This is a genomic window from Thermococcus profundus, from assembly GCF_002214585.1.
GTDB lineage: Archaea > Methanobacteriota_B > Thermococci > Thermococcales > Thermococcaceae > Thermococcus > Thermococcus profundus.
The window spans coordinates 1,154,149-1,178,993 of the sequence record NZ_CP014862.1; the positions used below are offsets into that span (position 1 = coordinate 1,154,149).

27 protein-coding genes are annotated in these 24,845 nt (G+C 52.9%); 9 read left to right on the plus strand and 18 right to left on the minus strand.

Features of this window, described 5'->3' with window-relative positions:
• Positions 1-2: 2 nt before the first annotated feature.
• The 6 genes from A3L09_RS06190 to A3L09_RS06215 are packed head-to-tail and all read right to left on the minus strand — an operon-like array spanning position 3 to position 5,879.
• Positions 3-620: a chemotaxis protein CheC gene (locus A3L09_RS06190; protein WP_088858126.1), complete on the minus strand. Its 618-nt coding sequence runs from the start codon at positions 618-620 to the stop codon at positions 3-5.
• Complete coding sequence (locus A3L09_RS06195; protein WP_088858127.1) at positions 617-1,240, minus strand: chemotaxis protein CheC; 624 nt, start codon at positions 1,238-1,240, stop codon at positions 617-619. The genes A3L09_RS06190 and A3L09_RS06195 overlap by 4 nt, the downstream gene beginning before the upstream one ends.
• Complete coding sequence (locus A3L09_RS06200) at positions 1,230-3,590, minus strand: chemotaxis protein CheA (RefSeq protein WP_088858128.1); 2,361 nt, start codon at positions 3,588-3,590, stop codon at positions 1,230-1,232. Before A3L09_RS06200 ends, A3L09_RS06195 begins: the two co-directional genes overlap by 11 nt.
• Before the next feature lie 5 nt (positions 3,591-3,595).
• Complete coding sequence (locus tag A3L09_RS06205; protein ID WP_088858129.1) at positions 3,596-4,663, minus strand: protein-glutamate methylesterase/protein-glutamine glutaminase; 1,068 nt, start codon at positions 4,661-4,663, stop codon at positions 3,596-3,598.
• Between the two features lie 10 nt (positions 4,664-4,673).
• Positions 4,674-5,036 carry a response regulator gene (locus A3L09_RS06210; protein ID WP_088858130.1) on the minus strand — a complete coding sequence of 121 codons (363 nt, stop codon included), beginning with the start codon at positions 5,034-5,036 and terminating at the stop codon, positions 4,674-4,676.
• A gap of 6 nt (positions 5,037-5,042) precedes the next feature.
• On the minus strand, positions 5,043-5,879 hold the full coding sequence (locus A3L09_RS06215; protein ID WP_088858131.1) for a CheR family methyltransferase: 837 nt from the start codon (positions 5,877-5,879) through the stop codon (positions 5,043-5,045).
• Between the two features lie 297 nt (positions 5,880-6,176).
• On the opposite strand from A3L09_RS06215, the gene A3L09_RS06220 reads away from it, so the two are divergent.
• Both A3L09_RS06220 and A3L09_RS06225 read left to right on the plus strand, forming a co-directional pair.
• Positions 6,177-7,493: a methyl-accepting chemotaxis protein gene (locus A3L09_RS06220; RefSeq protein WP_088858132.1), complete on the plus strand. Its 1,317-nt coding sequence runs from the start codon at positions 6,177-6,179 to the stop codon at positions 7,491-7,493.
• Positions 7,494-7,504: 11 nt separating this feature from the next.
• Positions 7,505-7,942, plus strand: coding sequence for a chemotaxis protein CheW (locus tag A3L09_RS06225; RefSeq protein WP_088858133.1), 438 nt, complete (start codon positions 7,505-7,507; stop codon positions 7,940-7,942).
• Here A3L09_RS06225 and A3L09_RS06230 read toward each other — a convergent pair whose 3' ends face one another.
• From A3L09_RS06230 to A3L09_RS06245, 4 genes are all read right to left on the minus strand, one after another.
• On the minus strand, positions 7,943-9,049 hold the full coding sequence (locus A3L09_RS06230; protein WP_088858134.1) for a hypothetical protein: 1,107 nt from the start codon (positions 9,047-9,049) through the stop codon (positions 7,943-7,945).
• Positions 9,050-9,242: 193 nt separating this feature from the next.
• Positions 9,243-10,622 (minus strand): V4R domain-containing protein, encoded by a 1,380-nt coding sequence (locus A3L09_RS06235; protein ID WP_232473486.1) that lies wholly within the window; start codon positions 10,620-10,622, stop codon positions 9,243-9,245.
• Entirely contained in the window at positions 10,619-11,701 is a 1,083-nt protein-coding gene (locus A3L09_RS06240; RefSeq protein WP_088858135.1) for a M24 family metallopeptidase, read from the minus strand. The genes A3L09_RS06235 and A3L09_RS06240 overlap by 4 nt, the downstream gene beginning before the upstream one ends.
• 1 nt (position 11,702) lies before the next feature.
• Positions 11,703-13,043, minus strand: coding sequence for a DUF438 domain-containing protein (locus A3L09_RS06245; protein ID WP_088858136.1), 1,341 nt, complete (start codon positions 13,041-13,043; stop codon positions 11,703-11,705).
• Positions 13,044-13,153: 110 nt separating this feature from the next.
• On the opposite strand from A3L09_RS06245, the gene A3L09_RS06250 reads away from it, so the two are divergent.
• Both A3L09_RS06250 and A3L09_RS06255 read left to right on the plus strand, forming a co-directional pair.
• Positions 13,154-13,633: a DUF1858 domain-containing protein gene (locus A3L09_RS06250; protein ID WP_088858137.1), complete on the plus strand. Its 480-nt coding sequence runs from the start codon at positions 13,154-13,156 to the stop codon at positions 13,631-13,633.
• A 107-nt stretch (positions 13,634-13,740) separates the two neighbouring features.
• The gene (locus A3L09_RS06255; RefSeq protein ID WP_088858138.1) at positions 13,741-14,127 is read left to right on the plus strand and encodes a transcriptional regulator; all 387 of its coding nucleotides are present in this window, start codon (positions 13,741-13,743) and stop codon (positions 14,125-14,127) included.
• A gap of 130 nt (positions 14,128-14,257) precedes the next feature.
• Here the strand turns inward: A3L09_RS06255 and A3L09_RS06260 are convergent, their stop codons facing one another.
• Together A3L09_RS06260 and A3L09_RS06265 are read right to left on the minus strand one after the other, a co-directional pair.
• Positions 14,258-15,601, minus strand: coding sequence for a cation:proton antiporter (locus A3L09_RS06260; RefSeq protein ID WP_088858139.1), 1,344 nt, complete (start codon positions 15,599-15,601; stop codon positions 14,258-14,260).
• Positions 15,565-16,086 (minus strand): CBS domain-containing protein, encoded by a 522-nt coding sequence (locus tag A3L09_RS06265; protein WP_088858140.1) that lies wholly within the window; start codon positions 16,084-16,086, stop codon positions 15,565-15,567. Before A3L09_RS06265 ends, A3L09_RS06260 begins: the two co-directional genes overlap by 37 nt.
• Positions 16,087-16,255: 169 nt before the next feature.
• On the opposite strand from A3L09_RS06265, the gene A3L09_RS06270 reads away from it, so the two are divergent.
• Genes A3L09_RS06270 through A3L09_RS06280 form a run of 3 tightly spaced genes read left to right on the plus strand, consistent with a single transcriptional unit; the run spans position 16,256 to position 17,594 of the window.
• Positions 16,256-16,864 (plus strand): hypothetical protein, encoded by a 609-nt coding sequence (locus tag A3L09_RS06270; protein ID WP_088858141.1) that lies wholly within the window; start codon positions 16,256-16,258, stop codon positions 16,862-16,864.
• A 32-nt stretch (positions 16,865-16,896) separates the two neighbouring features.
• Positions 16,897-17,247, plus strand: a complete 351-nt coding sequence (locus A3L09_RS06275) for an iron-sulfur cluster assembly protein (RefSeq protein WP_088858142.1) — start codon at positions 16,897-16,899, stop codon at positions 17,245-17,247.
• A 5-nt stretch (positions 17,248-17,252) separates the two neighbouring features.
• Positions 17,253-17,594, plus strand: coding sequence for an iron-sulfur cluster assembly protein (locus A3L09_RS06280; RefSeq protein WP_088858143.1), 342 nt, complete (start codon positions 17,253-17,255; stop codon positions 17,592-17,594).
• Positions 17,595-17,674: 80 nt separating this feature from the next.
• On the opposite strand, the gene A3L09_RS06285 is transcribed toward A3L09_RS06280, so the two are convergent.
• The 6 genes from A3L09_RS06285 to A3L09_RS06310 all read right to left on the minus strand — a co-directional run bounded on the left by A3L09_RS06285 (position 17,675) and on the right by A3L09_RS06310 (position 23,785).
• A complete protein-coding gene (locus A3L09_RS06285; RefSeq protein ID WP_198362257.1) occupies positions 17,675-18,229 on the minus strand; it encodes a DUF998 domain-containing protein in 555 nt (184 codons plus the stop codon).
• A 26-nt stretch (positions 18,230-18,255) separates the two neighbouring features.
• On the minus strand, positions 18,256-19,347 hold the full coding sequence (locus A3L09_RS06290; protein ID WP_088858144.1) for an SLC13 family permease: 1,092 nt from the start codon (positions 19,345-19,347) through the stop codon (positions 18,256-18,258).
• A complete protein-coding gene (locus tag A3L09_RS06295; protein ID WP_088858145.1) occupies positions 19,337-19,789 on the minus strand; it encodes a hypothetical protein in 453 nt (150 codons plus the stop codon). The genes A3L09_RS06290 and A3L09_RS06295 overlap by 11 nt, the downstream gene beginning before the upstream one ends.
• Before the next feature lie 125 nt (positions 19,790-19,914).
• Positions 19,915-22,113, minus strand: a complete 2,199-nt coding sequence (locus A3L09_RS06300; protein WP_088858146.1) for an elongation factor EF-2 — start codon at positions 22,111-22,113, stop codon at positions 19,915-19,917.
• A gap of 201 nt (positions 22,114-22,314) precedes the next feature.
• The gene (locus tag A3L09_RS06305; protein WP_088858147.1) at positions 22,315-23,106 is read right to left on the minus strand and encodes an SDR family oxidoreductase; all 792 of its coding nucleotides are present in this window, start codon (positions 23,104-23,106) and stop codon (positions 22,315-22,317) included.
• A 151-nt stretch (positions 23,107-23,257) separates the two neighbouring features.
• Positions 23,258-23,785 (minus strand): GNAT family N-acetyltransferase, encoded by a 528-nt coding sequence (locus tag A3L09_RS06310; protein WP_088858148.1) that lies wholly within the window; start codon positions 23,783-23,785, stop codon positions 23,258-23,260.
• A 98-nt stretch (positions 23,786-23,883) separates the two neighbouring features.
• Between A3L09_RS06310 and A3L09_RS06315 the strand changes: the two genes are divergently transcribed.
• Together A3L09_RS06315 and A3L09_RS06320 are read left to right on the plus strand one after the other, a co-directional pair.
• The gene (locus A3L09_RS06315; protein WP_088858149.1) at positions 23,884-24,348 is read left to right on the plus strand and encodes a peroxiredoxin; all 465 of its coding nucleotides are present in this window, start codon (positions 23,884-23,886) and stop codon (positions 24,346-24,348) included.
• Positions 24,349-24,365: 17 nt separating this feature from the next.
• On the plus strand, positions 24,366-24,842 hold the full coding sequence (locus A3L09_RS06320; protein ID WP_088858150.1) for a ferritin-like domain-containing protein: 477 nt from the start codon (positions 24,366-24,368) through the stop codon (positions 24,840-24,842).
• Positions 24,843-24,845 lie beyond the last annotated feature (3 nt).

A 24,845-nucleotide genomic window follows, 5' to 3' on the forward strand; every position in this document is an offset into this window, starting at 1 on the left:
ACTCACCCCGTTTCCTTCACCTGCTCCTCCAATCTCTTCACCAGCTTATCGAAGGACTCTTCATCTGGTATCAGGTAAAAATGGCTCTCGAATCCGATGTTCTCCTCGTAGAAACGGGTCTTGAAAAGCAGGACGTTCTCGACGTTCCTGAGGTCTGGCCTGTTGAGCTCCTTCTCGATGTCGTAGAGCGAGGTTATCGGCTTCGGGGGACTGAGGGACACGGCCTCTCCGAGGAGCTTGGCGAGTATGTCCGTGTAGACGGAGATGAGGATGTTGCCCACCTCAGTTATGGCCGACTTGCCCATCTCGTCGAGCTCCTCCATGCCCGAAGGATCCATCCCCATGAGGGCCGCGGAGAGGTTTATTGCGCTCCTCGTTGGAAACTGGAGTACTGTGATGCCGTTGAGACCCTCCGTTATGTCGAAGGCCACCACGAAGCTGTTGGAGATTCCGTTATGGGCCAGATGTCTGAGGAACTCCACCCTAGAGAGAACCTTGACGTCGGGGGGCTCCATCTCTATCGTTCCCCCGATCATCTGGGAGAGCGACGTAAGTGCATGGGACATCGCTATGTTGGAGGCCTCACGAAATATGTCCTTATACCACTCGTCTATCTTCATATCATTCCCCCCGTGAGCTTTTCTATGACCTTCATCATATCCTCAGGCTTCGGAAGGATGAAGAAGTGCTCCTTAAACTCCACTCCCTCAATACTTATGGTGGTTCCCAGAAGGATCGTGTAGTCACAGTACTGGCCTATATCCGCCAGGGCGAAGTCGAGGATCGCCGGAAGGAAGTCTATGGCAATCTCAGGGGGAGTCTGCTCTATGGTGAGCCCTAGAAACTCGCTGAGGGCGTTGGCGTAGGCTGATATGAGGATGTTTCCCATCTCCATTATCGCCGACTGCACCATTTCGTCTATCTCAGTCGTCGTTCCGGGTTCCTGCATCATCATGAGATCAAAGAGCCTGCAGGCATCCTCAAAGTCGAGCACGAAGAACGCATGCCCGCTGAATTCCTGTCCAAGCCCCACGTAAACGGCGACCTTAACGTCCTCCCCCACTTTCTCGGGGAGGGTTTTGATTGAGGTAACTTCGAGGCCGGGAACCGTGATGTTAACGGGGTGTCCTATCATCTCACTCAGCGCGTCCGCTGCCCTGGACGCCCCTATGTTGAACGTCTCGAGCAGGGCACTCTTTTCGAACTCTCCCAGTTCTTTTATTCCCTTATCATAGTCCACCGCCGATACCTCCCAGCAGACTGTTTATGTCCACGATCAGGACGACACTTCCATCTCCGAGTATCGTGGCTCCGGCAAAACCTTTCAAGTTGGAAAGGGCCTTTCCAAGGGACTTGATAACGATGTCCTTCTTGTGGAGGAGCTCATCAACCCTGAGTGCTATCTTCTGAGCCCCGAAATCCACTATAATTGCTGGGAACTCCTCTGACTCGGGGTAGGGCAGGTTGAAGAGCTCATGGAGCGATATAAGGGGTATGATCTCGCCCCTCAGGACGATTACCTCCTTTCCGCCGATGGTCTTTAGATCGTCCTTTTTGACCTCGATGGTCTCGAGTATGTTGTTTATCGGGATCGCGTAGGTTTCGTCCTGCACCTTTATGAGAAGGGCCTGTATGATGGCCATGCTTATCGGGAGCTTGAGCGTGAAGGTTGTACCCTTTCCGACCTCCGTCTTGACGCTTATGCTTCCGTTGAGGGCCTTGATGACGTCCTGGACGACGTCCATTCCGACGCCCCTTCCTGAAACGTCCGTGACTTTCTCCGCCGTGCTGAAACCTGGGAGGAATATCAGGTTTATCGCCTCGTCTTTGCTCATCTCAGCGGCCTGTTCCGGCGTGATGAGGCCCTTCTCGATGGCCTTCTTCTTGACTTTTTCTGGGTCTATTCCCCTGCCGTCGTCCCTGACGATGATAACCACGTGACTCCTCTCACGCTTGGCTATGAGTTCCAGCCTTCCTGCACGCGGCTTTCCAAGCTTCTCCCTCTCTTCCGGCGGTTCAATTCCGTGGTCTATTGCGTTTCTGAGCAGGTGAACAAGAACGTCGCCGAGCTTGTCGAGAATAGTTCTGTCGACCTCTATCTCAGTTCCTTCCATGATGAACTCTACTTCTTTTCCTTCTTTCCTCGCCAGGCTCCTCACCATGCGCGGGAACTTGTTGAAGACCTCCGCAACGGGGGTAAGGCGCATCTGCATTATCTCATCCTGGAGCTCTGTCATCAGCCTCGACGTCGTTGAGAGGGTCTCTATGAGCTCCCTATCGCCTAAGCGCTCTGCTATCTGTTCAAGCCTTCCCTTGTTGATGACGAGCTCTCCAACGAGGTTCATGAGCTTGTCTAGATGCGCCACATCGACCTTTATGAGCTTGGACATCTTTATCTTCTCGCGCTTTGGAGGCTGGGAAGCCTTTGACTCTGGCTTCTTTTCGGGTTTTGTTCCTCCCGCAGTTTCCCCAGTTTTCTCGCCTTCTTTTGCACTTTCTCCGCCTATAACCACGTCTTCAACATCTGGATGCTTCAGAACAGCCGCCTTTATCTCATCGATGGACTTTTGGGGAATCATAACCACTTCAAAATACGTCCCATCTATCAACTCACCGTTCTGAATGGCGTCCCGCGAGGGGTTAGTCTCAATGACCTTTCCCATACCTTGGAGATCCTGGAGGATCAGGAAGGAGCGTATGCCCTTGAGGGGAGCGTCCTTCTGGAGGATCACCTTGATCTTAACTTTTCCGCCGCCGGGGGCTTCGCTAGGAGCCTCTTCTGCCCTTTCTTCAGCACTGCCTCCCCCTATGGGGGTTATGACGACCTCCTTAACTTCCGGATGCCTTGTGATCACTTTCTCTATCTCCTCAGGTGAAAACTCCGTCCTAACCCTGAACTCCAGCTCGTTCTCCTCCGCGGAGCCGTCCTCTATGATCTTCCTGTCGGGTTTGGTCTCAAGAACGTCCCCCCTCTCCTCAAGGTCGTTGAGTATAAGAAAAGCCCTGACGCCCTTAAGCTGGGCATCTGGATGGAAGATAACCTTTATGAGGTACTCATTTCCACCCCCGACCTCCAACGGCTGGGGGGCTTCCTTGGGTGCTTCTTTCTCCTCCGGCGCCTCAGCGGTTTCAGGGGGAGATTCCTCAGCTTTTTTGGACTCTGCACCCTCCTTTTTCTTTCTCGTGTATCCCTTCAGTAGCTTATCGGCCTCGGCAAATATCTCGCTTATGTCCACATCACCCTCGCTCCCAGTCTCCTCTATGTTGTCCACCATTGTTTCGATTGCATCGATGAACTCTAGAACGAGATCAACGACCTCGGGTGTGGCCTCCACCACTCCGTTCCTTATCGCGTCAAAGAGGTTCTCCATCTTGTGAGCGGTCTCGCTGAGCTTCATGAAGCCCATCGTGGCCGCTGTCCCCTTGAGGGTGTGTGCGTCCCTGAATATCTGGTCTATGCTCTCCTTCTTCGCGGCCTCGTCCCCCTTCTTAACTGCATCCTCAAGCTTGAGAACCGCGTTGCTTATGCTGTCTATCCTGTCCCTGGCATCGGCGAGGAACTCCTCAATGTACTGCGACATGTCCTCCATATCCCTCACCTCGGGATCTTTCTCAGGGCCATAACAATGGTATCCGCGATTTTATCCAGGGGCACAATGTAGTCCACCATACCAGTCTCGGCTGCCGCCTTCGGCATTCCATAGATTATCGATGTCTCTTTGTCCTGCGCAATCGTTATTCCTCCCTTCTTCTTGATGGCCACTATTCCCTCCGCGCCGTCCCTGCCCATCCCCGTCATGACGACCCCAACGGTTTTTCTGCCGAAAACCTCCGCAACGCTTTTCATCATCGGATCGGCGGCAGGTCTGACGCCGTGGATCTTGGGCCCCTTGTAGAGTTTTATGGTGGGCTTGCCTCCCCGATTCACAACCTCCATGTGATAGTCGCCGGGGGCCACGTAGGCCCAGTTCTTGTAGACGACTTCCCCGTCCTCGGCTTCCTTGACGTTGACCCTGGAAATCCTGTCGAGCCTCATTGCGAACGACCTCGTGAATCCGGGGGGCATGTGCTGGACCAGCAGGATCCCGGCGTCCAGCTCTCCAGGTAGCTTCTCAAAGACCTTGAGCAGAGACTGGGGGCCACCAGTGGAGGCCGCTATTGCGACCGCCCTTCTTGCTGCTTCTTCCCTCTTCCTGACTTTTGTCAGCTGCTCCCGGAGGAGCCTCCTCCTCTTGAACTGGAGGAACTTGATCGGAACCTTTGCGGCTTCCTTCACCTTGGCTATTATCTCATCCTTCAGCTCCCTCATGTTTATCGAGATTGACGAGGAAGGTTTGGGGATGAAGTCCACGGCTCCGTACTCCAAGGCCTTTATCGTCGCATCCGCGCCCTCCTGAGTGAGAGCGCTGACCATTATGACAGCCGTCGGGTATTTGTTCATGATGAACTTGAGGGCATCGAGGCCGTTCATCCTGGGCATCTCGACGTCCAGGGTTATCACGTCGGGCCTGTGCTGTTTGACTTTCTCTATTGCCTCAACCCCGTCCCTGGCCTCACAGCATACCTCTATCTCGGGATCGGACTCCAGGATATCCTTGAGGACCCTTCGCATGAAGGCCGAATCATCTACGACTAGGACCCTGATCTTCTTTCTGAGTGGCATAGGACCACCTTTAAGAGGAGAGGACTCTGTTGACTTCTTCAATCACTTTCGGAGCCTGGAACGGCTTGACTATATAGCCCTTGGCGCCGCTCTTGAGAGCCTCCATGACCTTGGCTTCCTGACCAACCGCGGTGATCATTATTATCTTGGCGTTGGGATCGATCTTCATGATCTCCTTGACGGCGCTGATGCCGTCCATCTCCGGCATGACTATGTCCATGGTCACAAGATCGGGCTTGAGTTGTTTGTATTTCTCAACGGCCTCTTTTCCGTTGCTTGCTTCGCCAACTATCTGATGTCCGGCCTGAGTCAGGATCTTCTTGACCAGCATTCTCATAAACGCCGCATCATCGACGACGAGCACTCTTGCCATCCAAATTCACCTCCTTCTTGGGTTCGGGTTTTTCACATAGATCCTTGCAACCAGATCGTAGAGTTTGAACAGACGGGCAGCGTTGCCCAGAATGGTTTCAGTCTTCCCAAGGATGAGATAACCGTGATCCTCAAGGGATTCGTAGAGGTTGGAGAACACCTGCTCCTGTGCCTCGCGGGTCATGTAGATCAGGACGTTGCGGATGAAGATCATATCGAACCCCTTAGGGTACGTATCGGACAGGAGGTTGAAGTGCTTGAACTGAACGTAGCGTCTGATCTTCGGCGAGATCCTGTAGTGGTCTCCCATAGGGAGGAAGTACTTGGCGATGAGGGGCTTTGGAACGCTCTTCTCAACGACCTCTTTGGGGTAGGCCCCCCTGATTGCCGTGTTCAGTGCCTCCCTGTCGATATCTGTGGCAAGTATTTTGAGCTTGAACCTGGACATCTGATCGCCCAGGAATTCGCTGAACATCATGGCTATTGAGTAGGGCTCCTGGCCGGTCGAACAAGCGGCGCTCCAGACGTTTATCGTCATGCTGTAGTGCTTCTTTTTGAATTCGATAAGCTCCGGAAGGACCTTTCTTTCGAGGGTTTTCCAGACTATCGGATCCCTAAAGAACTCCGTGACGTTTATAGCCACAGTGAGCAGCAGGTCGTCGAGTTCCTGCTTGTTCTTTTTTATCAGGCGGTAGTACTCCATGAAGTCTGTTATGCCAAGCTTCCTCATCCTGGCCCGGATTCTCCGAAGTAGGTAGGAATCCTTATAGGCATCGCTACTAGTGTTCAGATGCCTGAAGAGCTCCTGCTTAATGAGCTGATAGCCCCTGTCTTTGACTTCCATCGCAGTAACCCCCGCCTGTTGGGATGGGTTCAAAGATCTGACCTGGGAATTAAATTTACTACAATTACTATGACCCGGCCAATTAAAAAACCCTTGCGTGTATGTGTATGTGTAGGTGCATATGTAGGTTGTTACGAGCTTTTTTCGGTGAAATTGATAAGCTTTGCTTTGGAAACGGTCAACGAAAACTTTTTATGCCCTTATTGAATAATAGACAGTGTTTACAAGAGTATTTTGATCAACCTACAACAGAGGAATAGAATCGGACTTGGACAATCTTCAAGTGCGGTGGTACCTATGAAAGCGGCAACAATAGGTGCGGTCACAGCGGCGCCCGTAGTCACTGGGATACTGGCTTACGGAGGTCATCCCCTAGTAGGCCTGGCCAGCGGTGTGATGGTTGGAGTCATAGCGGCCGGCTATATTGAAAGATTCTACGAGCAGAGAAACAAGTACGCCCTGGTGAAGAGGGTTCTCAGGGCTATGAGCAGGGGTGAGAGAGTTCCCATTCCCCCTGAGCTCAGCGATATCCGGGAGTACCTAGTGCCCCTCGCGGGAAAGGAGAGCAGCGATCTCCGCTTCCTCGTGGAGGATCTGAAGCGGGTCGCGAAGGGGGATCTCACGGGCAAAGTGCCGATCACGTCCGGACTTCTCCAGGCTTATGATAATGTGAAGAAGAGCTGGATAGAGATGCTGTCCAACATGAAGGAGACCCTTGAAGACGTCAGGAGTGAGCTGGAGGGAATTAAAGAGGCATCGGATTCTCTGAATGCTCTAGAACGCACGTATGATACTCTGAACGAGTTGATATCACGCCTCGAAACCCAGAGCGTCAAGATCGCCGAGCTCAATGACCACATACAGGCCCTTTCAGCAGCTATAGAACAGATAAGCACTCAGACACAGCAGGTCGCGGAATTCACAATAGAGTCAGCTAACGCCGCCGAGAAAGGAAAGGAGATTTCAGATGAGGCAGCTCTGAAGGTTGAGAAGATCAACAACGTCAGCAGGGAGATGGAGAGTGCGGTAAATATACTCTCTGAATACTCCGAGAAAATCGGTCAGATCGTCGACGTCATCACTGACATAGCGGAGCAGACGAACCTCCTCGCGCTGAACGCCGCTATCGAGGCCGCAAGGGCAGGTGAGCAGGGCAGGGGCTTTGCCGTCGTTGCCGACAGCGTTAGAGAGCTCGCGGAGCAGTCGAGGAGCTCCGCCAAGCAGATAGGGGATCTTATAAAGGAGATGCAGGAAAGCGTGAGCGGCGTCGTGTCATCAATACACGAGAACACGAGGGTGACCCAGGAGGTAGGGGAGTCCATACAGCACCTCATAGCGGCATTTGACGATATCGCGAGGAGGGCGAACGAGATAGCCAACATGATGAACGAGATCTCCAAGGGTGTTGACCAGCAGGCGAGCGCCGTCCAGTACCTCGTGAGTGCCGTGGATGAGATCTCCGCGGTCAACTCTGAACTCTCCGAGACAGCTCAGGAGGCCGTGGAGGTCTCCAGTGAGGCGGTGTCGAGGGTTGAGCCAATCAAGGATATGCTGGGCCGTCTGGTTGGGAAGCTCGAAGGACTTATAGGTATGGTTGCGCGCATTAAGGTTTGAGGTGAAGGGATATGGCCGAAGTTCAGGTCGTTGCCTTCAGGGTCGGAAACGAGGAGTTCTGCCTTGAGATATCCAAGGTTAGAGAAATAAAGGAGATGATGCCCATAACCAGGGTCCCCAACGCTCCCGAGTACGTGGAGGGCGTCATAAACCTCAGGGGCCAGATAACCACGGTCGTCAACCTGAAGAAGAAGCTGGGCTACTATGACGACGAGGATCTCAGCAACAAGAAGATCATCATAGCAGAGGTCAAGGGGGAGATAATCGGCATAATAGTCGATGCAGTCTCGGACGTGGTGACTCTGACCGAGGATCAGATAGAGCCAACGCCGAAGACCCTGGTTTCAAGAATGGACACCCGCTTCATAAAGGGCATAGCGAAGATAAACAACGGGGAAAGGCTCCTCATAATGGTCGACCTGGAGAGGCTCTTCGGAGAGGAGTGGTGATCAGAGATCCAGCTCCTTCAGGAGCTCTTCGAGCTCTTTTTTTGAGGGTTTCTTCTCGGCCTCTCTTGCATCTTCCACGGTCTCTTTTCCACCCAGCCTTGCCATCAGCATCTCTACCTGTTCTTCCAGCTTTCTGAGCTCCTCGAACTGGATTCTAAGCTTCTCGTAGAACTCCTTCTCTATGGGGGTTACGGGAACGGGTTCGTTTATCATCTCCGCCAGGGAATCAAGTTCTCCCGCAACTTTGTATACCAATCTGTGGATTTCAATAAAGCTTCTCTCTGGGTTGAGCTCCTTTCCGTTCCGTTCGTCTTTCATGGGCAGATTAAGCCTTTTTACGAGTATTATCGCATCTCTGAAGCGGGAATAAACACTCTCATCGGGAACTGACACAACGGCAAGCTTCCTCAGGTTCTTGAGGAGTCCTATGAGGTTCTCCTTTAGGGAGTCGAACTCTTCCTTTCCTTTCCCTGTTAGAACGTACACCTTGGCAATGTCGCGGAGCGACAGAAGGGCCCTCTTTGCCTCAAGGAGGCCCGAGCTTATCTTCTCGGGCTGAAGGGTTATGGCAGTCGTGATCAACTCGAGGAATTCCTCCACTTCCTCCTCTTTCCGTCTCTCGATGAGGTCCTCGAGGTGCTCTATCTCTTCCTCCACCTCCCTGAGGAGCTCCTCCTTCAGCTTTTCCTTGAGCTCCTCTTTCCCCTCAAGGACCTCGCTTTCTATCTCCTGAATTTGGGATTTAAGCTCGGAAACCTCTTTGTTGAGGGCGCCAAGTTCGTAAGCTGTCTGGACACTCTTGTTCTCCAGCTCTTTGAGCTTTGTCTTGAGCATCTCATCAAGCTTTGAGACCTTCTCGGAGAGGGACTTTATCCTCCAGTCCTCGGCTGATTCGCCCTCCATCCGCTTCAACCGGTCAAGCTCGGATTTCAGCGAGTTTATCTCCTCTAGAATCTCCTTCCTGAAAGACTCGATGTTCTCGATGGAGCTCTGTGTCTCGTTCTTGAGCTCAAAAAATCTGGACTTAACCTTCTCAGATATATCCATGGCGTAGTACACTGCGAACCCTGCGCCGATGATGGCCACTATCGAGAGGTACTCTAGCATGCCGATCACCGTGTTTCCACTGTATTAGTTTTCCTCCAACACTATTTAAGGCTTAGGCTTATGGAATTGAAGTTTGTCCAACGTGGAAGTTCAGAGGCACACCCTTCGAATCCCTCTGAAAAAAAAGGAAGCACAAAAAGTCCAGGTTTGGAAAGGGTGAAAATTGTCTATTCTAATTAACGAAGATAGATCCTCAAGCTTCCCTTTCACCGCTCTTCCTCTTAAACACAAACTCGCAGTACTCATATCCCTGTGCTTGGCAGTGAACTTCCTCTCCCTCCCACGGATCCCCAGTGTACTCCTCAAGGAACTGGGCTATCTCGCCCGCATAGTTTACGTGGGCAGGATACTGGAAACTCCTGAGGCGCGGGAACAGGTTTTTGCCTCTCAGGATTATGATGTCATCTGATATCTGGACAATATCGAGTTTACCGCCTCCTGAAGCTTCTGTCCCTTTGATAAAGCGTTCGAGAGTCTCCCTTAAGGTGGCATGGATATTTCTGTAGGTAGCTCCAGCTCCGCGAAACTCATAGCGTCCCCAGAGATAGAGAAACTTCTTACCCTCCCCTGGGCCTAGGTACTGATAGACGAACTCCACTAGTGAAGCCTCACTCTCCTCAGATATTATCTGAACCCTCGAACTCCCAGACCAGAGATTGCCCTCCTCATCAAGGGTGAGGTTCTCTTTGATATCCTTGAGAGTGTAGTAACTTTCCCAAAGGTCTTCGATTCCTCTCTCGGTTTTCTTATATGGGAGATACTTAGTGGGAAGTCCCACTGGATAGGGAGACCTCAAGATCTTGATCTTTCCCTCTTTAACCTCCAAAACGTACTCAAAGCCCAAGAGGAGCTTTGCCAGGTCTCCCTTTTCAAGGACTTCCGAGTTAACACCGGCAAAGACCTGCTCGTTGAGGCCTTTTATGGAGTTGACGAGTCTTATGATGATCCTTGTGTAAGCATCCCTATCCGCCTGGAGGGAGTACAGAACGGTGAGATCATCTATAATCAGAACATCGTAGTCCCCGGTTGAAAGCTCGTTCCTTATTATTCCCACGGTTATCCCAAGGTCACGGGGGTTTGGAATGACATCCTTCCCGGACTTGGACTGGGGCGCGTAGAGGTTGGTAAACCCGTCGAGGATCTTGGCCTGTCCTTTTTCCAGGTACTCCCCGTAGTCGATTCCATAATAGGAGAGCCAATCCCTGAGAATGGCGGGATCCTGTCTGAACTCTGCCACGAGAACCCTCAACCCCTGCTTTAGGAGAGCGTACGCTATCTGGTGCATAAAGAGAAGGTTGTCTTCTTCAAAAGAACCTACAATAGCTACGTTTAGACCCCGCTTGAACCCGCCTCCGAGTGCCTCGTCAAGCCTTTCTATCCCCGTCGAGAGCAACGCCAGCACCACTCCCGGTACGGCCGGGGCCCTCTTAAGTTTTTCTAAAAGGGGTTTGGTATCTGCGTATATCAAGATTGATTTTAGAAATTTACCATGTTCAATGGACTCAATATCTGATTTTTCATCGATTTCTTGTAAACAGACAAGTACAAAGAGAAAAGTGAAAATACCGATCAAGTAAAGGTGACCCCTTCCAGGCCAGTTTTTCTGATGATATAGGTGTCCTCGTGCTTGATAGCTCCCTCAGGGATCATCAGCGGTGCGTGGATTATGCTCAGAACCATGTTCTCTGCAACCTTGGTAGCCCTCGTCGGGACTACTATGGTCGGCATCGGGAGTTCCTCGATGAGAAGGCCAACGCCGTGAGTGTAGCCCGCTATGTAGGCATCACCGAAGCCCTTCTCTTTGAAAAAGTCCGAGATCTTCTTTTCAACCGAATTCAAGGTTGCCCCAACGCGGGTCTCCTGAAGGGCAAGCTCAAGGGCTTTCTCTTTGACTTCGATAGCCCTTCTAACCCTCTCTCCCGGTTCCCCGACGATGAAGGTTCTCGCGGTGTTCGCGTAGTAGTGATTCCAGTCGGTTCCGATGACCACCGTGACAACCCCGTTCTCCTTCACCTTCAAATCTCTGAAGGGCTCGGCGTGCGCCCTTGGGGTTGTTGAGACGTAAACCTTCGGCTCCTCACTTCCGCTGCTCATGAGCTCGCGGTAGACCTCGGCCGCTATTTCGGTCTCGCTCACTCCCGGTCTTATAACCTCTTCAGCGACCTTCATACCCTTTTGCGCTATCTTTCCTGCTTTCCTGATGTTCTCTATCTCCCAAGGCTCCTTTATCATCCTGAGACTCATTGTGAGTTCGAGTATATCAACCACCTCAACCATAGGGTTGAGCCTCTCAAAGAGTTTGATGAAGAGCATGTACGAGTCCCTCTCAACGCTAAACTCATGTCCAACTCTAGAAAAGCCGTTGCCGTTGACCCACGTCACAACGCCGGCCATTAAGTCCTCAACGCGCTGGAACTCGCGCACATCCTCGATCCAGCTCCTCCTCTTGAACTCCTCGGCTTCGCCTTTAACAACGAAGACCGTCGGCTCTCCCTCCGCTGGGATGAGCAGGCTCGGGCGGAGCCACTTGGTTCCGGTGAAGTAGATGAAGGTGGAGAGCGTCCTAATGACGGCCCCATCGATGTCGTTCTCCCTCAGGAGTTCCTGAAAGCGCTCGACCCTTCTTCTGAAGATTTCCTCATTGCCCCTCACTTCAATCCCTCCAGTCGAGTAACCGCTTCTCCCCTTTTATCCCTTTGTAGGGGGCTATGTCCATCGTCATCTCGAGTGTTCCGATGTATTCGCCCTTCTCGTTGAAGAGGGGGACGTACTTGATGTAAACGTACTTCAGCCCGAGCCTTATCCAGAAGGTAGCTTCCTTCTTCCTGCCCTCCTTAAATGCCCTGAGGATTTTGTTTACGATGTGGACGCTCTTCGGGGGGTGGCAGAGCTGGACGGGCCTTCCGAGGACGCTGAGGGAGCGGCCGAATATCCTCTCACCCGGGGAGAAAAAGCGAACACGGTCGTCTTTGTCTATGAAAGTAACGTCAACTGGTAAAGCTTCAAAGATGGCCTTGAGTTCCTCGATGTTTACGTAGCCAGTTCCAAGGTCTATGTCCCCTTCCCTCTCAAGCTCGCTTCTGTCGAACTCTAAGGGCTGGCCCTTAAGGGCTTCCTGGACTTCCTTCGGAAGGCCGAGTAGCTGTTCAATGCTGAGTTCAGGATTTATCTCCCAGGGGTGTAGGGGTTTAACGTCCTCTCCAGGATCCCATTCAGACGGATTAACCTTGTAGTAGCCATATTCCGCTTCCTGCATCCTGATGGCCTTCCACTCGCCGTCGCTGAGGAGGGCCTTAAGGGTTGGGTAATAGATGTTGTTTTCCCTGAAGACCATGTCGCTGAGGGCGAAAGATGCCTCGCCGGCCTTGTTCTTGAAGCGCTCCACGAACTCCTCCCAGGGCATCTCGTCCTTCTTCCTGAGGAGTTCGGCGAGGTATTTGATCATGAACCTTATCTCGTCGTGCTTCGTCCAGAGGACGGTGGCTATCGCGGTTAAACCCCTCCGCTCTATGTAGGGGAAGGTTAGCATCTCCTCGCGGTTGTAGTGGGTGAAGCCGACCTTTCGGAGGTTGCCCACTATCTCCTCAAGCACTCCCAGGATTTCCTTCCTCATGCGCTCGTCCTTGGTCGTTGCCAGAGTTCTCGCGTAGAGGTTGAGCATTTCGGCATCTTTCATTATCTCCTTGTTCTCAAGGTAGAGGGTCTTGAGAGGATGACCGTCCGGCAGATCCTTCTCCTCAAGCTCGTCGGTTCCCTTAACCGCTTCCCTGAAGAGTTCCACGTGGAGGTCGCACATCTTGGCTATGTCCTTTGCAGATACCCCCTCCTTCACGAGTTCCTGCTCTATTAGGGGTATCTCCAGCGGCGATATCCCACTTAGGACAGCTCTAAACTCATCTTTAAGCTTCTCAACGCTCTCTCCCTCGTGTATCCTGAGGAGGAGCTTTTTGAGCTGTTCTTTCTTATATTCGCGATTGTTTAAAAGCTCCGTCATGTTCTCACCTTCATGACAGGTGTCATATCATCGGTTTATAAGCATTGTTGGTCAAATTTGCCCAGAAATGTTTATATGCCACATGTCATATCTGGGTTCGGTGAAGGACTATGATGCTGGACGTTCGTGGGTTGAAGGCGCCGCAACCAGCGGTTATGATAATAGAGGCCCTTGGAAAGCTCGAAACGGGCGATACTCTCGAGGTCATAGGCGACAAGCCCTTCGTTGACCTGCTTCCAAAGCTGGAAGAAGCTGGTTATCAGATAGAGGTTAAGGAGGTTTCAGGCTTCTTCGTGCTTAAGGTTACCAAAACAGAAAACTCGAAGGAGCTTAAGATGGAGGTTAAGGAGGAGTGCGACGATAAGCTGGAGGAAATAACCGAAGACACCAACGTCGCAAAGCTCCTGAAGGCCTATCCCGAGTCACTTAAGATACTCGTCAAGTACGGCTTCTCTCCCCTTGAAAACCCCGTAATGAGGAAGACACTGGCCAGGACGATAACCCTGAAGGGGGCGAAGAGGCTCATAGGGATGAGCGACGAGCGCTTTAGGGAGATGATGGAGGAGCTGAAGGGGCTGAGAAAGAGGTAGCTTTCCATTTTTAGATTTTTACATAATTATTTTTATCTTCAATTCAACAAAACTTTAATGCTTCAACTGGGAAAACCTTAAATATTCCACGTGTCATAACAGCTATCATGAAAACCAACGCCTTCGAAGTCGCCTCGCGCTACATCTACCCATCCATCCGGAGACGCCTCGTGGAGGTGCTCCGCGAGAAGGGCCTAAAGCAGACCGAGATAGCGGAACTGCTTCACATTACACAATCGGCGGTTTCTCGTTATCTTAAAATGGACAGAGGGGCCCTTATAGATATCTCGGCCTTTCCCGATGTGGACCGAGAGATCGCTGAACTCGCCGAGAGAATACTCGACGAGAGACCCGGGGAGTATGAGATACACTCCTCGCTCGTTAAGCTCTCGCTGGAGTTCCTTGGAAAGGGCTATGCCTGCACTTTCCATTCTCAAATCGACCCAGAGGTGAATCCGGTGGAGTGCAGGGTTTGTATTGAGCTCTTTGGCTGACGAAGGCAACACGATAGAGAGAAGATTTGAGAAAGAAAATCAATAAGGAGAGAACAACGGGGTCCCCTTGGAACCCGCACCGAGGGCTGCTTGAATGCCCGTTTGCGGACATTTAAGGCACTGATCGGTCTCACTCGATTGGTAGACTGTTCTTCGCTTTCCTCGGCTTCTTCTTTTCAATGACCTTCTTCTTTCTCTCTTCGATCTTGGTCTTTCTCGCTTCGAGCTTTTCAGCCTTCGTTGCCTCTATGTCCCTCTTAAACGCCCACTTGAGCAGTGGTGGCGTTATCAGCACGGAGACTGTTATGAATATCAACGTTGCCGCGATGAACTTCGGGGCGTCTCCCTCTGGAATGGCCCCCCCGTGGATGGCAACCATCAGGTCAACCAGGGCCACCTCCGTTCTGGGGATCGAGCCTATGCCCATCTGAAGGGACATCCAGAAGTTGTCGCTCGTGAAGAGGAAGTCCCTTCCGCGGCCCCACGTGGTTATCCAGGCCCCGAATCCCCTTCCAACGACCTTTCCAACGATGGCGATTGTCGAGAGCACACCAGCGAGGATCAACGCATCAGCGTTCTCAAAGACCTTGAGGTTCAGCATGGCGCCGGTGTGTACGAAGAAGAACGGGATTAAGAGGCCGTAGCCTATGGCCCTGACGTCCTCCATGAGACGCTTTCCTTCTGGGAGCTTGGAGAGTACTAGGCCCATCATGAAAGCTCCCTCAATGGCCGCCGCGAACCACCCTTCGGCCAGGGCCGCGAAGAGGAACATCATTCCCAGTGCCATTCCGAGTATTCCCTTCTCGACGTGCAGCCTCTCAGCGAACTTGATGTAGTAATCGATGAGATACCAAGCCACAACGCCGGTTATTATAAAGAACGCCACTATCTTCGCCGTGAGGTTTATCAGACTTCCCGTTCCAACGGCGAAGATTATGAGCGCGATGCCGAGAAAGTCGTCCATGACGCTCGCGCTCAGCGAAGCCGCACCCACTTCGCTCCTCAGAACCCCGAGGTCCATCATGACCCTGACAGTGAGGCCGATGCTCGTTGCCGTGAGCAGAACGCCACCGGCGAAGGCTTCCCTGCTGGGATAACCCATGGCCATGAGGGCGTACCAGCCCATTACAAGCGGAACAAAAACTCCCAGCACAGTTGAGATAGTGGCCGTTACGCCCGTCTTCTTGAGCTGTTCTACATCCGTATCCAGGGCTCCCAGGAAGAGCAGAAAGATTATACCCAGCTTTGCGAGAACCTCCGAGACCTCGCTGGCGCTCGTGGTGAAGCTCCCCCCGCTGACTATGGGGAGGTACTGGGGAGCGACTATCCCGAAGTAGACGAGGTTTCCCAGGATCATGCCCATTATGAGCTCTCCAAGGACCCCTGGCAGTTCAAAACGCTCTATTACGCTGTCCCCTATCTTGGCCAGTATCAGGGCTACTCCGATCGTGAAGAGGAGCCATGTTGCGTCCATTTTACCTCACCCACCCTGAGCAGTCTCAAGAACTCATCTATAACAATGCGGAGGCTTATCTCACCGACCAGGCGATCGTCCTGCACAACCGCGAGGACCTGGCTCTTGTACCTCCTCATCTTCGTCAGGGCATCCAGAACCGTGGCGTCTTCGTCTATGGTCAGAACGTTCCTCTCAACGACGTCTTCAGCTTTCTCAGCCCCTCCAAGTATTGAACGCATCGTTCTGCTCGTCATCCCGAGCTTGAACTTATGTGCATCCAGGGGCAGGAAGACGTCTACGATGTCCAGGTACCTGATGGCCCCCACGAGCCTCATGCTCTCCCTGTCCTCAACGACCCAGACGTGGTGTCTCGTCCTGAGCAGTTTGAGGACATTGAGTATAGGGGAGTCAGAGGTAACTACTGGCATGGAAGTTATTGGGGGCATTATGTTCCGTATTTTTATCGAATGGAAGCTCTGAAGAGCTCTTTCGACGTCCTGCACAGACATCACCAGAGTTATAATCTATAAAAACTTCCTTTAAGGTTTTCTGGGCATTGGGGGCCTTCAATGAACGTTTAAGTTCACCATTCGTCTTATCCGACGCCGCTCCCTTTGATCCAGCCCAAAGGTTTATAGCAACCTCACCTAAGGAATTCTGGAAGATGATAACATGGTTGTGCTATACAGCTTCTTTATGGGTCTCGGTGGTCTCTTAACCCTGAGTGCGATATTCCTCACATGGAACCTCTCCCAGAGAGTTGAACTCGGCCGCCTTGGGAAGAGGCGGATCTCATGGTGCATTCTCCTCGGCGGCCTCTTAACCGCCATCGGTTTCTTCGGGATGATGGAGAACGTCGAAAGCAACATCGTGGCCTTTCTAGTGATCTTGGGGCCAGCGCTCATAGCCTACGCCCTCTCCGAAAGCGGTCTCGTTAAGGCCACGTCCGCCCTCCTTATCCAGTCTTTCCTCCTCCTTCCTCTGGTTCTCCTCCGAAAAGACCTCATTATGGACGTTGTTGAGCTGGGGTCAACCCTGTCCCAGCTGCTCTTGATAAACGCAGTCGTCGGCTACGTCAGAACTCCTCCTGAGTACAGAAGCCTAGCGGGCCTCTCCGCGTGGGGAGTCCTGATATCGGTCTGGTTCATCAGCTTCGACGCAGTAAAGCTGGCCGGTTCTGTGATTTACCTGATCTCCGTTGCCCTCTGGCTCTACACCCTGCTGAGACTCCACACGGTATCCATCGAGAGATTCCACAACTCTGCCCAGGAAGGGTTATAAGGGTGCATTCAGAGTCCCGAGCGGTGAGAAAAATGAAGGTTTACACACCAAACCGCGAGTGGCCCGAGCACTACAGGCCGGTTCTTGAGGAGCTCTCGAAAATAACCGATCCCGTGACGGGAGGAGACATCCTGGACTCCGGGGTTATAGCTGGACTTGAAGTGGACGACGACACTCTCAAGGTTTGGCTCAACTTCGAGAGCCACGCCGAATACAACATAACCGGGGAGAGCGCTATAGCCTACTCCAAGATAATCGGCGACATAATGGAGCGCTTTGCCCTCGTCAGGTTCCAGAACGTCTACGTTTACGACCTCAAGAACAATCCTGTGGGTGTTTTCGAGAACAGGAAAGGCTACCGCGCAGAGGATCTCTCCAGGTGAACCGGATGGGGCTTCTTGGCTTTTTTAAGTCCCCAAAAAGAGGAGTGAAAGATACCCTTCCCCCCGAAGTTAAAGGCGTTGTGAACGTGCTCAGAAGCGTTGTGGATCCCGAGACCGGAGTCAGCATAGTCGATGAGGGACTGGTCTACGGCCTTACCGTAAGCGGAAAAAACGTGGACGTGTTTCTGCTGATGGCGCGCTCTACCCCCGACTGCCACTTCTGCCAGATGCTGGCAATAAACGTCCAGAACAGGATACTGCGTGATGTTGTTAGAGTCCTGAAGGAGGCGGGGTTTGAAAACGTCAAGGCTTACAACGAGCTGGGCCTCCTCCTTATCGAAGGATAAACTGCCCCGATATTTTTATTCCAGAAGAGCGAAGTTAGTCGAGAAGGTTATTAACAGTACCGCCTGCATATTAGAAAAGATTAAGTGTTTTCGCTTTCGATTTTTAATGCCACAAGGAGTGTGAAAGCCATTACCAGGACTATCTCGTAGGTTTCTCCGAGTGCCACCGAGGGCCAGTGAATAAAGGTTCCGAACAGGGCAAGCAGAAAAATCAGAACCGAGCCATACCTGATCCCCTGCTTTTTGCTTCCAATTCCGTAAATCAGCGTCCCTAGGAAGAACTGGACGAAGAAGTATGTTGAGACGAAAACGTGAGGCCCAGTTCCGCTGTGGAAGACTCCTATGAGCGCCAGGAATACCGCCGAGACGCTGATGTAGGCCCCTCCGACTGTCTGGGGCTTGTTTTCAGCAATCAAGATTATATAAACGGCAAAGGCAAGGACGAAAAAGGATGTCACTATAAGCCCGTAGTTGTATATCCACGGCGATGCCGCCTTTGACGGATCGCCGAGGTCGCTTAGGGCATTGCCAAAGAAGGAGAACCACCCGTTCCTGCTTATGCTCCACGCGACGAAGAGCCAGTAGACGATGCCACCAGTTAATCCAGACCATTTGAGGATTCTCAGGACGTTCATTGAACTCCCTTAACAGACTTGGGTGTTCACCAGATAAGGATTACCAGTGCGGAGACCATTAAGGCAATCAAGAAAAAGGGAACTGAATAGCGATGGAACTCCCTTACTCCAACTTTACCTGTCCTAATCGCTATTAGGTTTGCCAGCGAGCCGATTATCAGGCCGGTTCCACCGACGTTTACGCCAGCGGCCAGCGGGAGCCACTCACCCCCTCCAAGCAGGAGAACCGTGGCCGGGACGTTGCTTACCAGCTGGCTCAGAAAGGCGGAGGTCAGAAAAAGGCCGAGTCCGGAGTGGGGGAAGAAAATCCTCGAGGAGGAAAGGATGAGTGCAATTTCCCCAGAGTCCGCAAAGATGAAGGCAAACGTCAGGAGAAGCGCCCAGTCAAAGGCGAGGAGAACCTTCCTTTCAGGCAGTAGAAGGACTCCGAGGGTAATTGGAAACGTCCAGAGCGCCTTCCCCTCATGGGCAAGGACAACATCTACCGCGAGGAGGAGTATAGAGATCCAGAGGAGGGATTTGCGAACGCTCACCGGGGGAAGCTCCCTTTGTTCAATCTCACCTTTGAGGATGAAGTAAGCGAAGAGCAGTAGGAGCAGAAGCCAGGTGAAGACGAAAGGGAGCATTCGAAGGACGAAGTAGTGGAGAGGAACCCCGTAGTGGTTCCATATTATGACGTTCTGCGGGTTCCCTATGGGGGTTAAAGCCGAACCGACGTTGGCCGCTATGGCTGAGAGAACGATGAGGCCGCTCAAGTCCTTCTCCGCGATCCGGGACAGGGTTACTATGAGGGGGATGAAAATCAGCATGGCGGTGTCGTTCATTATAACTGCTGAAGAGAGCGCTATCGTTGGAAGGAGAACGAAGGCCAGCCTCCTCTCGGAGCCGCGAGATAGGGAGATTAACCGACACGAGAGACGCGTGAAAATTCCCGACAGCTCAAGCCCCATTGAGAGGAGTATGAGGGAGCCTATCAGGGAAAGACTCCCCCAGTCTATCAAGCTGAGCGTTCTCCGGAGGAGGGAACCATCCCTGAGAAGGAGGACTAAGTAGAGGATCATTAGAGCGGAGAGGAACCACTCCCTCCTTGCGAAATCCATGAGTCCCTTATAGTCCATGGCGCCTTATCTCCTCTGTGAGCCCGTAGTCGGGGACTATCTCTTCCCCATCTGCCGAAACTCGGACGTGGATGACTACGAAGCTTCTCCACGCCACCGGAACAACCCAGCAGTTTTCAGGTTCTCTAAACTCTGCCGCTGGAAGGACCTGGGCTTTCCCCAGGATTCCCTCGACTTCCTCCTCAATTCCTTCAACATCAAACGGCCCCGAACTTCTGGGACAGCCCTTGGGGAGGGGCATTTTCCTCCCCGGGTCGTAGTGGAGCCTGTCGACGGCAAAATTCAGATATAGAACCGGGATGTCAACCCCATCTGGCTTCATAATAGGCTTTCCAGCTCTGAACAGGGGAAGGGCTTTCCCAACCAATTCAACGGCCCTCCCAGCCTTCTCAACGTCAACAGTACCGCCACACGGTCGGCCGTGGAGATGTGGAAGCGGCATATTTAGTTCACCGGAGTATAATCAGGCAAGGAATGTATATGTTTTGCGTCTGGAAGAGATAACAGGGACAACGGATCCCTAGTGCATTGAGCGAGAAGGAATGAGAAAAGCAGGAAAAGCCCGCATCACTGCTGCGGGCAGACGTCCTGCTCCTTCGGCGGGTTCGGGTCGAGTCCCTTCCTCTGCCTGATCTGCCTGATGATGTTGGTCGCGAGCTCGCTCGGAACCCTCTTGAATCCTGCGTGCTCGGTGCTCCAGAGGGCCTTTCCGCTGGTGGCACTCCTGAGGGCTCCGGCGAATCCGAACATCTCCGCCACTGGGGCCTCGGCGATGATGATCATGACCTCGCCCTCCTGCCTCATGTCGATGAGCTGGCCGCGCCTCTGGTTGATCTCCCTGCTGACCGGACCCATGTACTCGTACGGGATGTTGATGATGACCTTCTGGTAGGGCTCGTAGAGGACCGGGTTGGCCTTCATCATGGCGCAGTGTATAGCGGTCCTGATGGCAGGATAGATCTGGGCCGGACCGCGGTGGACGTTGTCCTCGTGTATCTTCGCGTCGTGCAGGCGAACCATCACCTTCATGACCGGCTCCTTGGCGAGCGGACCCTCGTCCATAGCCTGGTGGAAACCGTCAACGAGGAGATCCATAACCTCGTTGAGGTACTGGATACCCTTGGTGTTGTCGAGGAAGATGTTGCCGTTGTAGACGTCGACGATGCCCTTGGCAATTTCGTAGTCCATGCCGAGTTCCGCCAGCTTCTTGGCGACGGCCTTCGGGTCCTTCGGCCTGCCCTCTGGGATCTCTCCCTCGCGGATGGCCTCGTATATCTCGTCCGGAAGCGGTTCGACGGTGATGTAGAACCTGTTGTGCTTGTTGGGGGATTTTCCTTCGACGATCGGGCTCTGCTTGGTGACGCTCTCGCGGTAGACGACGATCGGCGGTGAGACGTCAACGTCGAGCTTCCATTCGGTCTTGAGCCTGTGGAGCTTGACCTCGAGGTGGAGCTCACCCATACCACTGAGGAGGTGCTGGCCGGTCTCCTCGTCGATCTTGACGTGGAGCGTCGGGTCCTCCTTGGCGAGCTGTCTCAGAGCTTCAACGAGCTTCGGAAGGTCCTTAACGTTCTTGGCCTCGATGGCGACGGTAACGACCGGCTCGCTGGCGTAGTGGAGGGCCTCGAAGGGCTCAACCTGCTCAACGGAGACTGTCTCACCGGCCATTGCATCGCGGAGACCGGTAACGGCGACGATGTTGCCGGCCGGGACGGCCTCCATGTTGACCCTCTCGGGCCCCATGTAGATACCGACTTGCTGGATCCTCGCCTTCCTCTTGCTATTGATGAGGTAGACCTCCTGGCCGGTCTTCACTGTTCCGCTCCAGACACGTCCGGTAGCTACTTCACCGGCGTGCTTGTCGAGGATGATCTTGGTGACGACCATGACCATCTTGCCCTTCGGGTCGCACTTCATCATGCTCTGGCCGACCTCGCTCTCGACGTCGCCCCTCCAGAGGTGCGGGATCCTGTACTTCTGGGCCTGGAGCGGGTTCGGGAGGTGCTTGACGACCATATCAAGGACAACGACGTGGAGCGGAGCCTTCTTCCTGAGGGTCTTGAGGTCGCCGGCGTTGGTGAGGTCGATGATGTCCTTGAAGGAAACGCCCGCCTTCTTCATGAACGGGACGCTGAGGGCCCAGTTGTAGTAAGCGCTACCAAAGGCAACGCTACCGTCGTTGACGTTAACCAGCCACTCCTTCTTGAACTCCGGCGGGGCGTACCTCTTTATGAGCCTGTTAACGTCGGTGATGACCTTGACGAAGCGCTCCTGCATCTGCTGTGGGTTGAGCTTGAGCTCCTTAATAAGGCGGTCAACCTTGTTGATGAAGAGAACCGGCTTAACGTACTCCCTGAGGGCCTGCCTGAGAACGGTCTCGGTCTGGGGCATGACACCCTCAACGGCGTCGACGACGATGATGGCACCGTCAATGGCACGCATGGCCCTTGTAACGTCACCACCGAAATCGACGTGACCCGGGGTGTCGATGAGGTTGATGAGGTAGTCCTGGCCTTCGTAGTTGTGAACCATCGAAACGTTGGCCGCGTTGATGGTAATTCCTCTCGCCTGCTCCTGCTCGTCGAAGTCGAGGACGAGCTGCTTTCCGGCAAGCTCCTCGCTGATCATTCCGGCACCGGCGAGCAGGTTGTCGCTCAGCGTGGTCTTACCGTGGTCAATATGAGCGGCAATACCCATGTTCCTGATCCTCTCGGGCTGGGTCATCAACTCTTTAATCTTCGCAATCATCTCTTCCCTTCTTCCCATTTACACCACCTTCTAACCTGATGATCTTGTTCACCTCTCACTTTAAAGGCCCAGTTATAAATCTTTCCCACGACCGAAAAGCCCGACGGATGGAAATTTTTTCTCCCACCTCCGGGGAGTTCCAAAGATGAAACCCGCCCAGAGGAACCCTTCTCAAAAGGAGAATTTGGCCCGGAAATGACATAAAAAGAAGCCAGAACCTCAGAACACGGAGTTAAGCCTTCCTCCGTCTACTGGGATCATAGCGCCGTTTATGTAGCTCCCGAGATCGCTCGCAAGGAAGGCCACCAAGTAGCCTATCTCCTCCGGTTCTCCCAATCTTCCGAGCGGTATCGGCTTCGCGTACTCATGAAGGGCCTCCTCAACGGTCTTTCCCTCCCTCTCCGCCCTATCCCTGGCCAGCTGTATCATCCTGTCGGTCCTTATAATGCCGGGCATTATGCCGTTCACGGTTATGCCCTTCGGCCCCAGTTCTTTAGCTAAAGTCCTCACGAGACCGGCCATTGAGATTCTGACCACGTTGCTCAGCGCTATGTTTGGTATCGGCTCCTTTATGGCCACACTGGTGGAGTAAACTATCCTGCCGAAGCCTTTCTTTTCCATTGCTGGAACAAGCGCCCTCGTTAGGTAGACCGCCGGATAGAGGAGCAGCTTAACGGCCCCCTCCCACTCCTCCATGTCCATCTCCATGAAGTAGCCCGGCTTGGGTCCGCCGGTGGAGAAGAAGAATACGTCCGGCTCGCCGATGTCTCCAAGCTCTTTCACAGTTCTCTCAAGGTCTTCCCTCTTTGTTAAATCCGCAACGATGTAATTAACCTCAACGCCGCTCTCGGCCCTTATCTTCTCCCTTGCCCTCTTGAGGTTCTCCTCGCTCCGCGAGAGGAGTATCACGTCCGCTCCAGCCTTCGCCAGAACCCTGGCAACTCCAAAGCCTATGCCCTTGCTTGAGGCGGTCGTGAAGGCCAGCTTTCCGGAGAGGTTTATGCCCAGCACGGTGATCACCGATGGGTGTACACCCAGCCCCTAAAAAACATAACTGGGCAGGATTGGACAAAAGTGCCACGCGATAAAGCTTTGATTGGTGATTTCTGCGGGGGCAGAAGGAGTTTGTGGGCCTTTCCGGCGGGTTTTCAAGAGAAGAACATCAGGCCCTCTTCATCACGACGAATTCCCTGTAGTCCATGACCTTGACGAAGCCCTTTCTCTTATAGTATGAATAAGCCTCAAGCTCGGGGAAGGTTATCACGTAGGCGTCCTTTCCAAGCTCCCTCAATCTCTCCACCGCGAACTCAAGAAGCTCCGAGCCGTAGCCCTTCCCCTTATACTCCGGATGAACCATAAAGAATTCTATAAAGCCCGTTCTCTCGTTCTTTATATCCTCGGGTACCCACCAGACGTCCTTGCCCCCGAGGTTGTAAACGAGGGCCACAACCCCAATGATTCTCCCCTCCTCATCCCTCAAGACGTACAGTTCATCGAACTCCTCCCCAAGCCGGAAGCGGAGGAAGGGCTCATAGACTTTTCTGAATCCATCAAAATCATCGGGAGAGGGCTTGTTCTCGACCCACTCAAGTGCTGGATAGGCCCCTTTGGTGGATCGGTAGACCTTGAAAACGAACTTCACCAGTTCATCCTTAAGGGAAAGCGGCTTCTCCACTTTTTCAATCCCCATACCCTCACCGCTTCCATTTCAACGGTCATTTAAAAGAAACTTTTGGTTCGAGAGGAAAGCTTAAATATTAGGAAAGCCTAACTAATTTGGTGATGATCGTGAACTATCTAGAAATAAAAGTGATTGACGAGAACGGGGAGGAGAAACCCCTTAAGGACTTTATCCTTGGAAGATGGACCGTGCTGTACTTCTACCCCAAGGACAACACCCCCGGATGCACTACAGAGGCGAAAGAGTTCACAGAGCTGATCGAAGAGTTTGAGAAGCTCGGAGTCCAGGTTATCGGTGTTTCAAGGGATTCGCCCAAGAGCCACAGGCGCTTCAAGGAAAAGCACGGGCTCAAGGTCAGGCTCCTCAGCGATCCAAACGCAGAGCTCCACAGGGCGTTGGGGGCGTGGGGCAGGAAGAAGAGCTACGGGCGGGAGTATGAGGGTGCGATCAGGAGTACGTTCATCCTTAATCCTGAAGGAGAGATCGTCTGGAAGAAGATAAACGTCAGGGCGAAGGGACATGCCGCCAAAGTTCTAGAAGAGGTCAAAAAGCTAATAGGGAACAGGGAGTAATCAATGGGGGTGATACCATGAACGAGCTTGAAGCCCTAGCCCTGGCACTTGAAGTTGAGAAGAACGAGCTCAAGTTTTACCTGAAGCTCGCAAGAAAGGCCAAAGACGAGAGGGCTAGGAAGATGTTCCTCTTCCTGGCGAATGAGGAGGCCGAACACTGGAACCTCTTCGAGGAGAAGTTCGTCGAAGAGCTAATAGAGAAGTGTGAGCTTCCGGCCGTTGACAGGGAGCTTGCCGAAAAACTGGTCGTTGAAGAACCTGAGACCCTCAGCGAGGTCGATGCAGTGAAGGTCGGCATGGAGCAGGAAAAGCTCACCTGGGAGTTCTATGAGAAAGCTGCAAGAGAAGCTGAGCATGAGAGCGTTAGGAGGATTTTCGAGGAGCTAGCAAAGGTTGAGAAGGCCCACTACGAGCTCCTGAAGGCTCAGTACGACGCAGTGATGAAGACGGGCATATGGATGGACTACCAGGACTTCAGCCTCGAGGTGGACTGATCT

Bases quoted from the DNA above. Each gene is read 5' to 3' on its own strand.
- A3L09_RS06190 (WP_088858126.1), bottom strand. From the start codon at position 620: ATGAAGATAGACGAGTGGTATAAGGACATATTTCGTGAGGCCTCCAAC.
- A3L09_RS06200 (WP_088858128.1), bottom strand. From the start codon at position 3,590: ATGGAGGACATGTCGCAGTACATTGAGGAGTTCCTCGCCGATGCCAGG.
- A3L09_RS06205 (WP_088858129.1), bottom strand. From the start codon at position 4,663: ATGCCACTCAGAAAGAAGATCAGGGTCCTAGTCGTAGATGATTCGGCC.
- A3L09_RS06210 (WP_088858130.1), bottom strand. From the start codon at position 5,036: ATGGCAAGAGTGCTCGTCGTCGATGATGCGGCGTTTATGAGAATGCTG.
- A3L09_RS06215 (WP_088858131.1), bottom strand. From the start codon at position 5,879: ATGGAAGTCAAAGACAGGGGCTATCAGCTCATTAAGCAGGAGCTCTTC.
- A3L09_RS06220 (WP_088858132.1), top strand. From the start codon at position 6,177: ATGAAAGCGGCAACAATAGGTGCGGTCACAGCGGCGCCCGTAGTCACT.
- A3L09_RS06225 (WP_088858133.1), top strand. From the start codon at position 7,505: ATGGCCGAAGTTCAGGTCGTTGCCTTCAGGGTCGGAAACGAGGAGTTC.
- A3L09_RS06230 (WP_088858134.1), bottom strand. From the start codon at position 9,049: ATGCTAGAGTACCTCTCGATAGTGGCCATCATCGGCGCAGGGTTCGCA.
- A3L09_RS06245 (WP_088858136.1), bottom strand. From the start codon at position 13,043: ATGACGGAGCTTTTAAACAATCGCGAATATAAGAAAGAACAGCTCAAA.
- A3L09_RS06250 (WP_088858137.1), top strand. From the start codon at position 13,154: ATGATGCTGGACGTTCGTGGGTTGAAGGCGCCGCAACCAGCGGTTATG.
- A3L09_RS06255 (WP_088858138.1), top strand. From the start codon at position 13,741: ATGAAAACCAACGCCTTCGAAGTCGCCTCGCGCTACATCTACCCATCC.
- A3L09_RS06260 (WP_088858139.1), bottom strand. From the start codon at position 15,601: ATGGACGCAACATGGCTCCTCTTCACGATCGGAGTAGCCCTGATACTG.
- A3L09_RS06270 (WP_088858141.1), top strand. From the start codon at position 16,256: ATGGTTGTGCTATACAGCTTCTTTATGGGTCTCGGTGGTCTCTTAACC.
- A3L09_RS06275 (WP_088858142.1), top strand. From the start codon at position 16,897: ATGAAGGTTTACACACCAAACCGCGAGTGGCCCGAGCACTACAGGCCG.
- A3L09_RS06280 (WP_088858143.1), top strand. From the start codon at position 17,253: ATGGGGCTTCTTGGCTTTTTTAAGTCCCCAAAAAGAGGAGTGAAAGAT.
- A3L09_RS06285 (WP_198362257.1), bottom strand. From the start codon at position 18,229: ATGAACGTCCTGAGAATCCTCAAATGGTCTGGATTAACTGGTGGCATC.
- A3L09_RS06290 (WP_088858144.1), bottom strand. From the start codon at position 19,347: ATGGACTATAAGGGACTCATGGATTTCGCAAGGAGGGAGTGGTTCCTC.
- A3L09_RS06295 (WP_088858145.1), bottom strand. From the start codon at position 19,789: ATGCCGCTTCCACATCTCCACGGCCGACCGTGTGGCGGTACTGTTGAC.
- A3L09_RS06300 (WP_088858146.1), bottom strand. From the start codon at position 22,113: ATGGGAAGAAGGGAAGAGATGATTGCGAAGATTAAAGAGTTGATGACC.
- A3L09_RS06310 (WP_088858148.1), bottom strand. From the start codon at position 23,785: ATGGGGATTGAAAAAGTGGAGAAGCCGCTTTCCCTTAAGGATGAACTG.
- A3L09_RS06320 (WP_088858150.1), top strand. From the start codon at position 24,366: ATGAACGAGCTTGAAGCCCTAGCCCTGGCACTTGAAGTTGAGAAGAAC.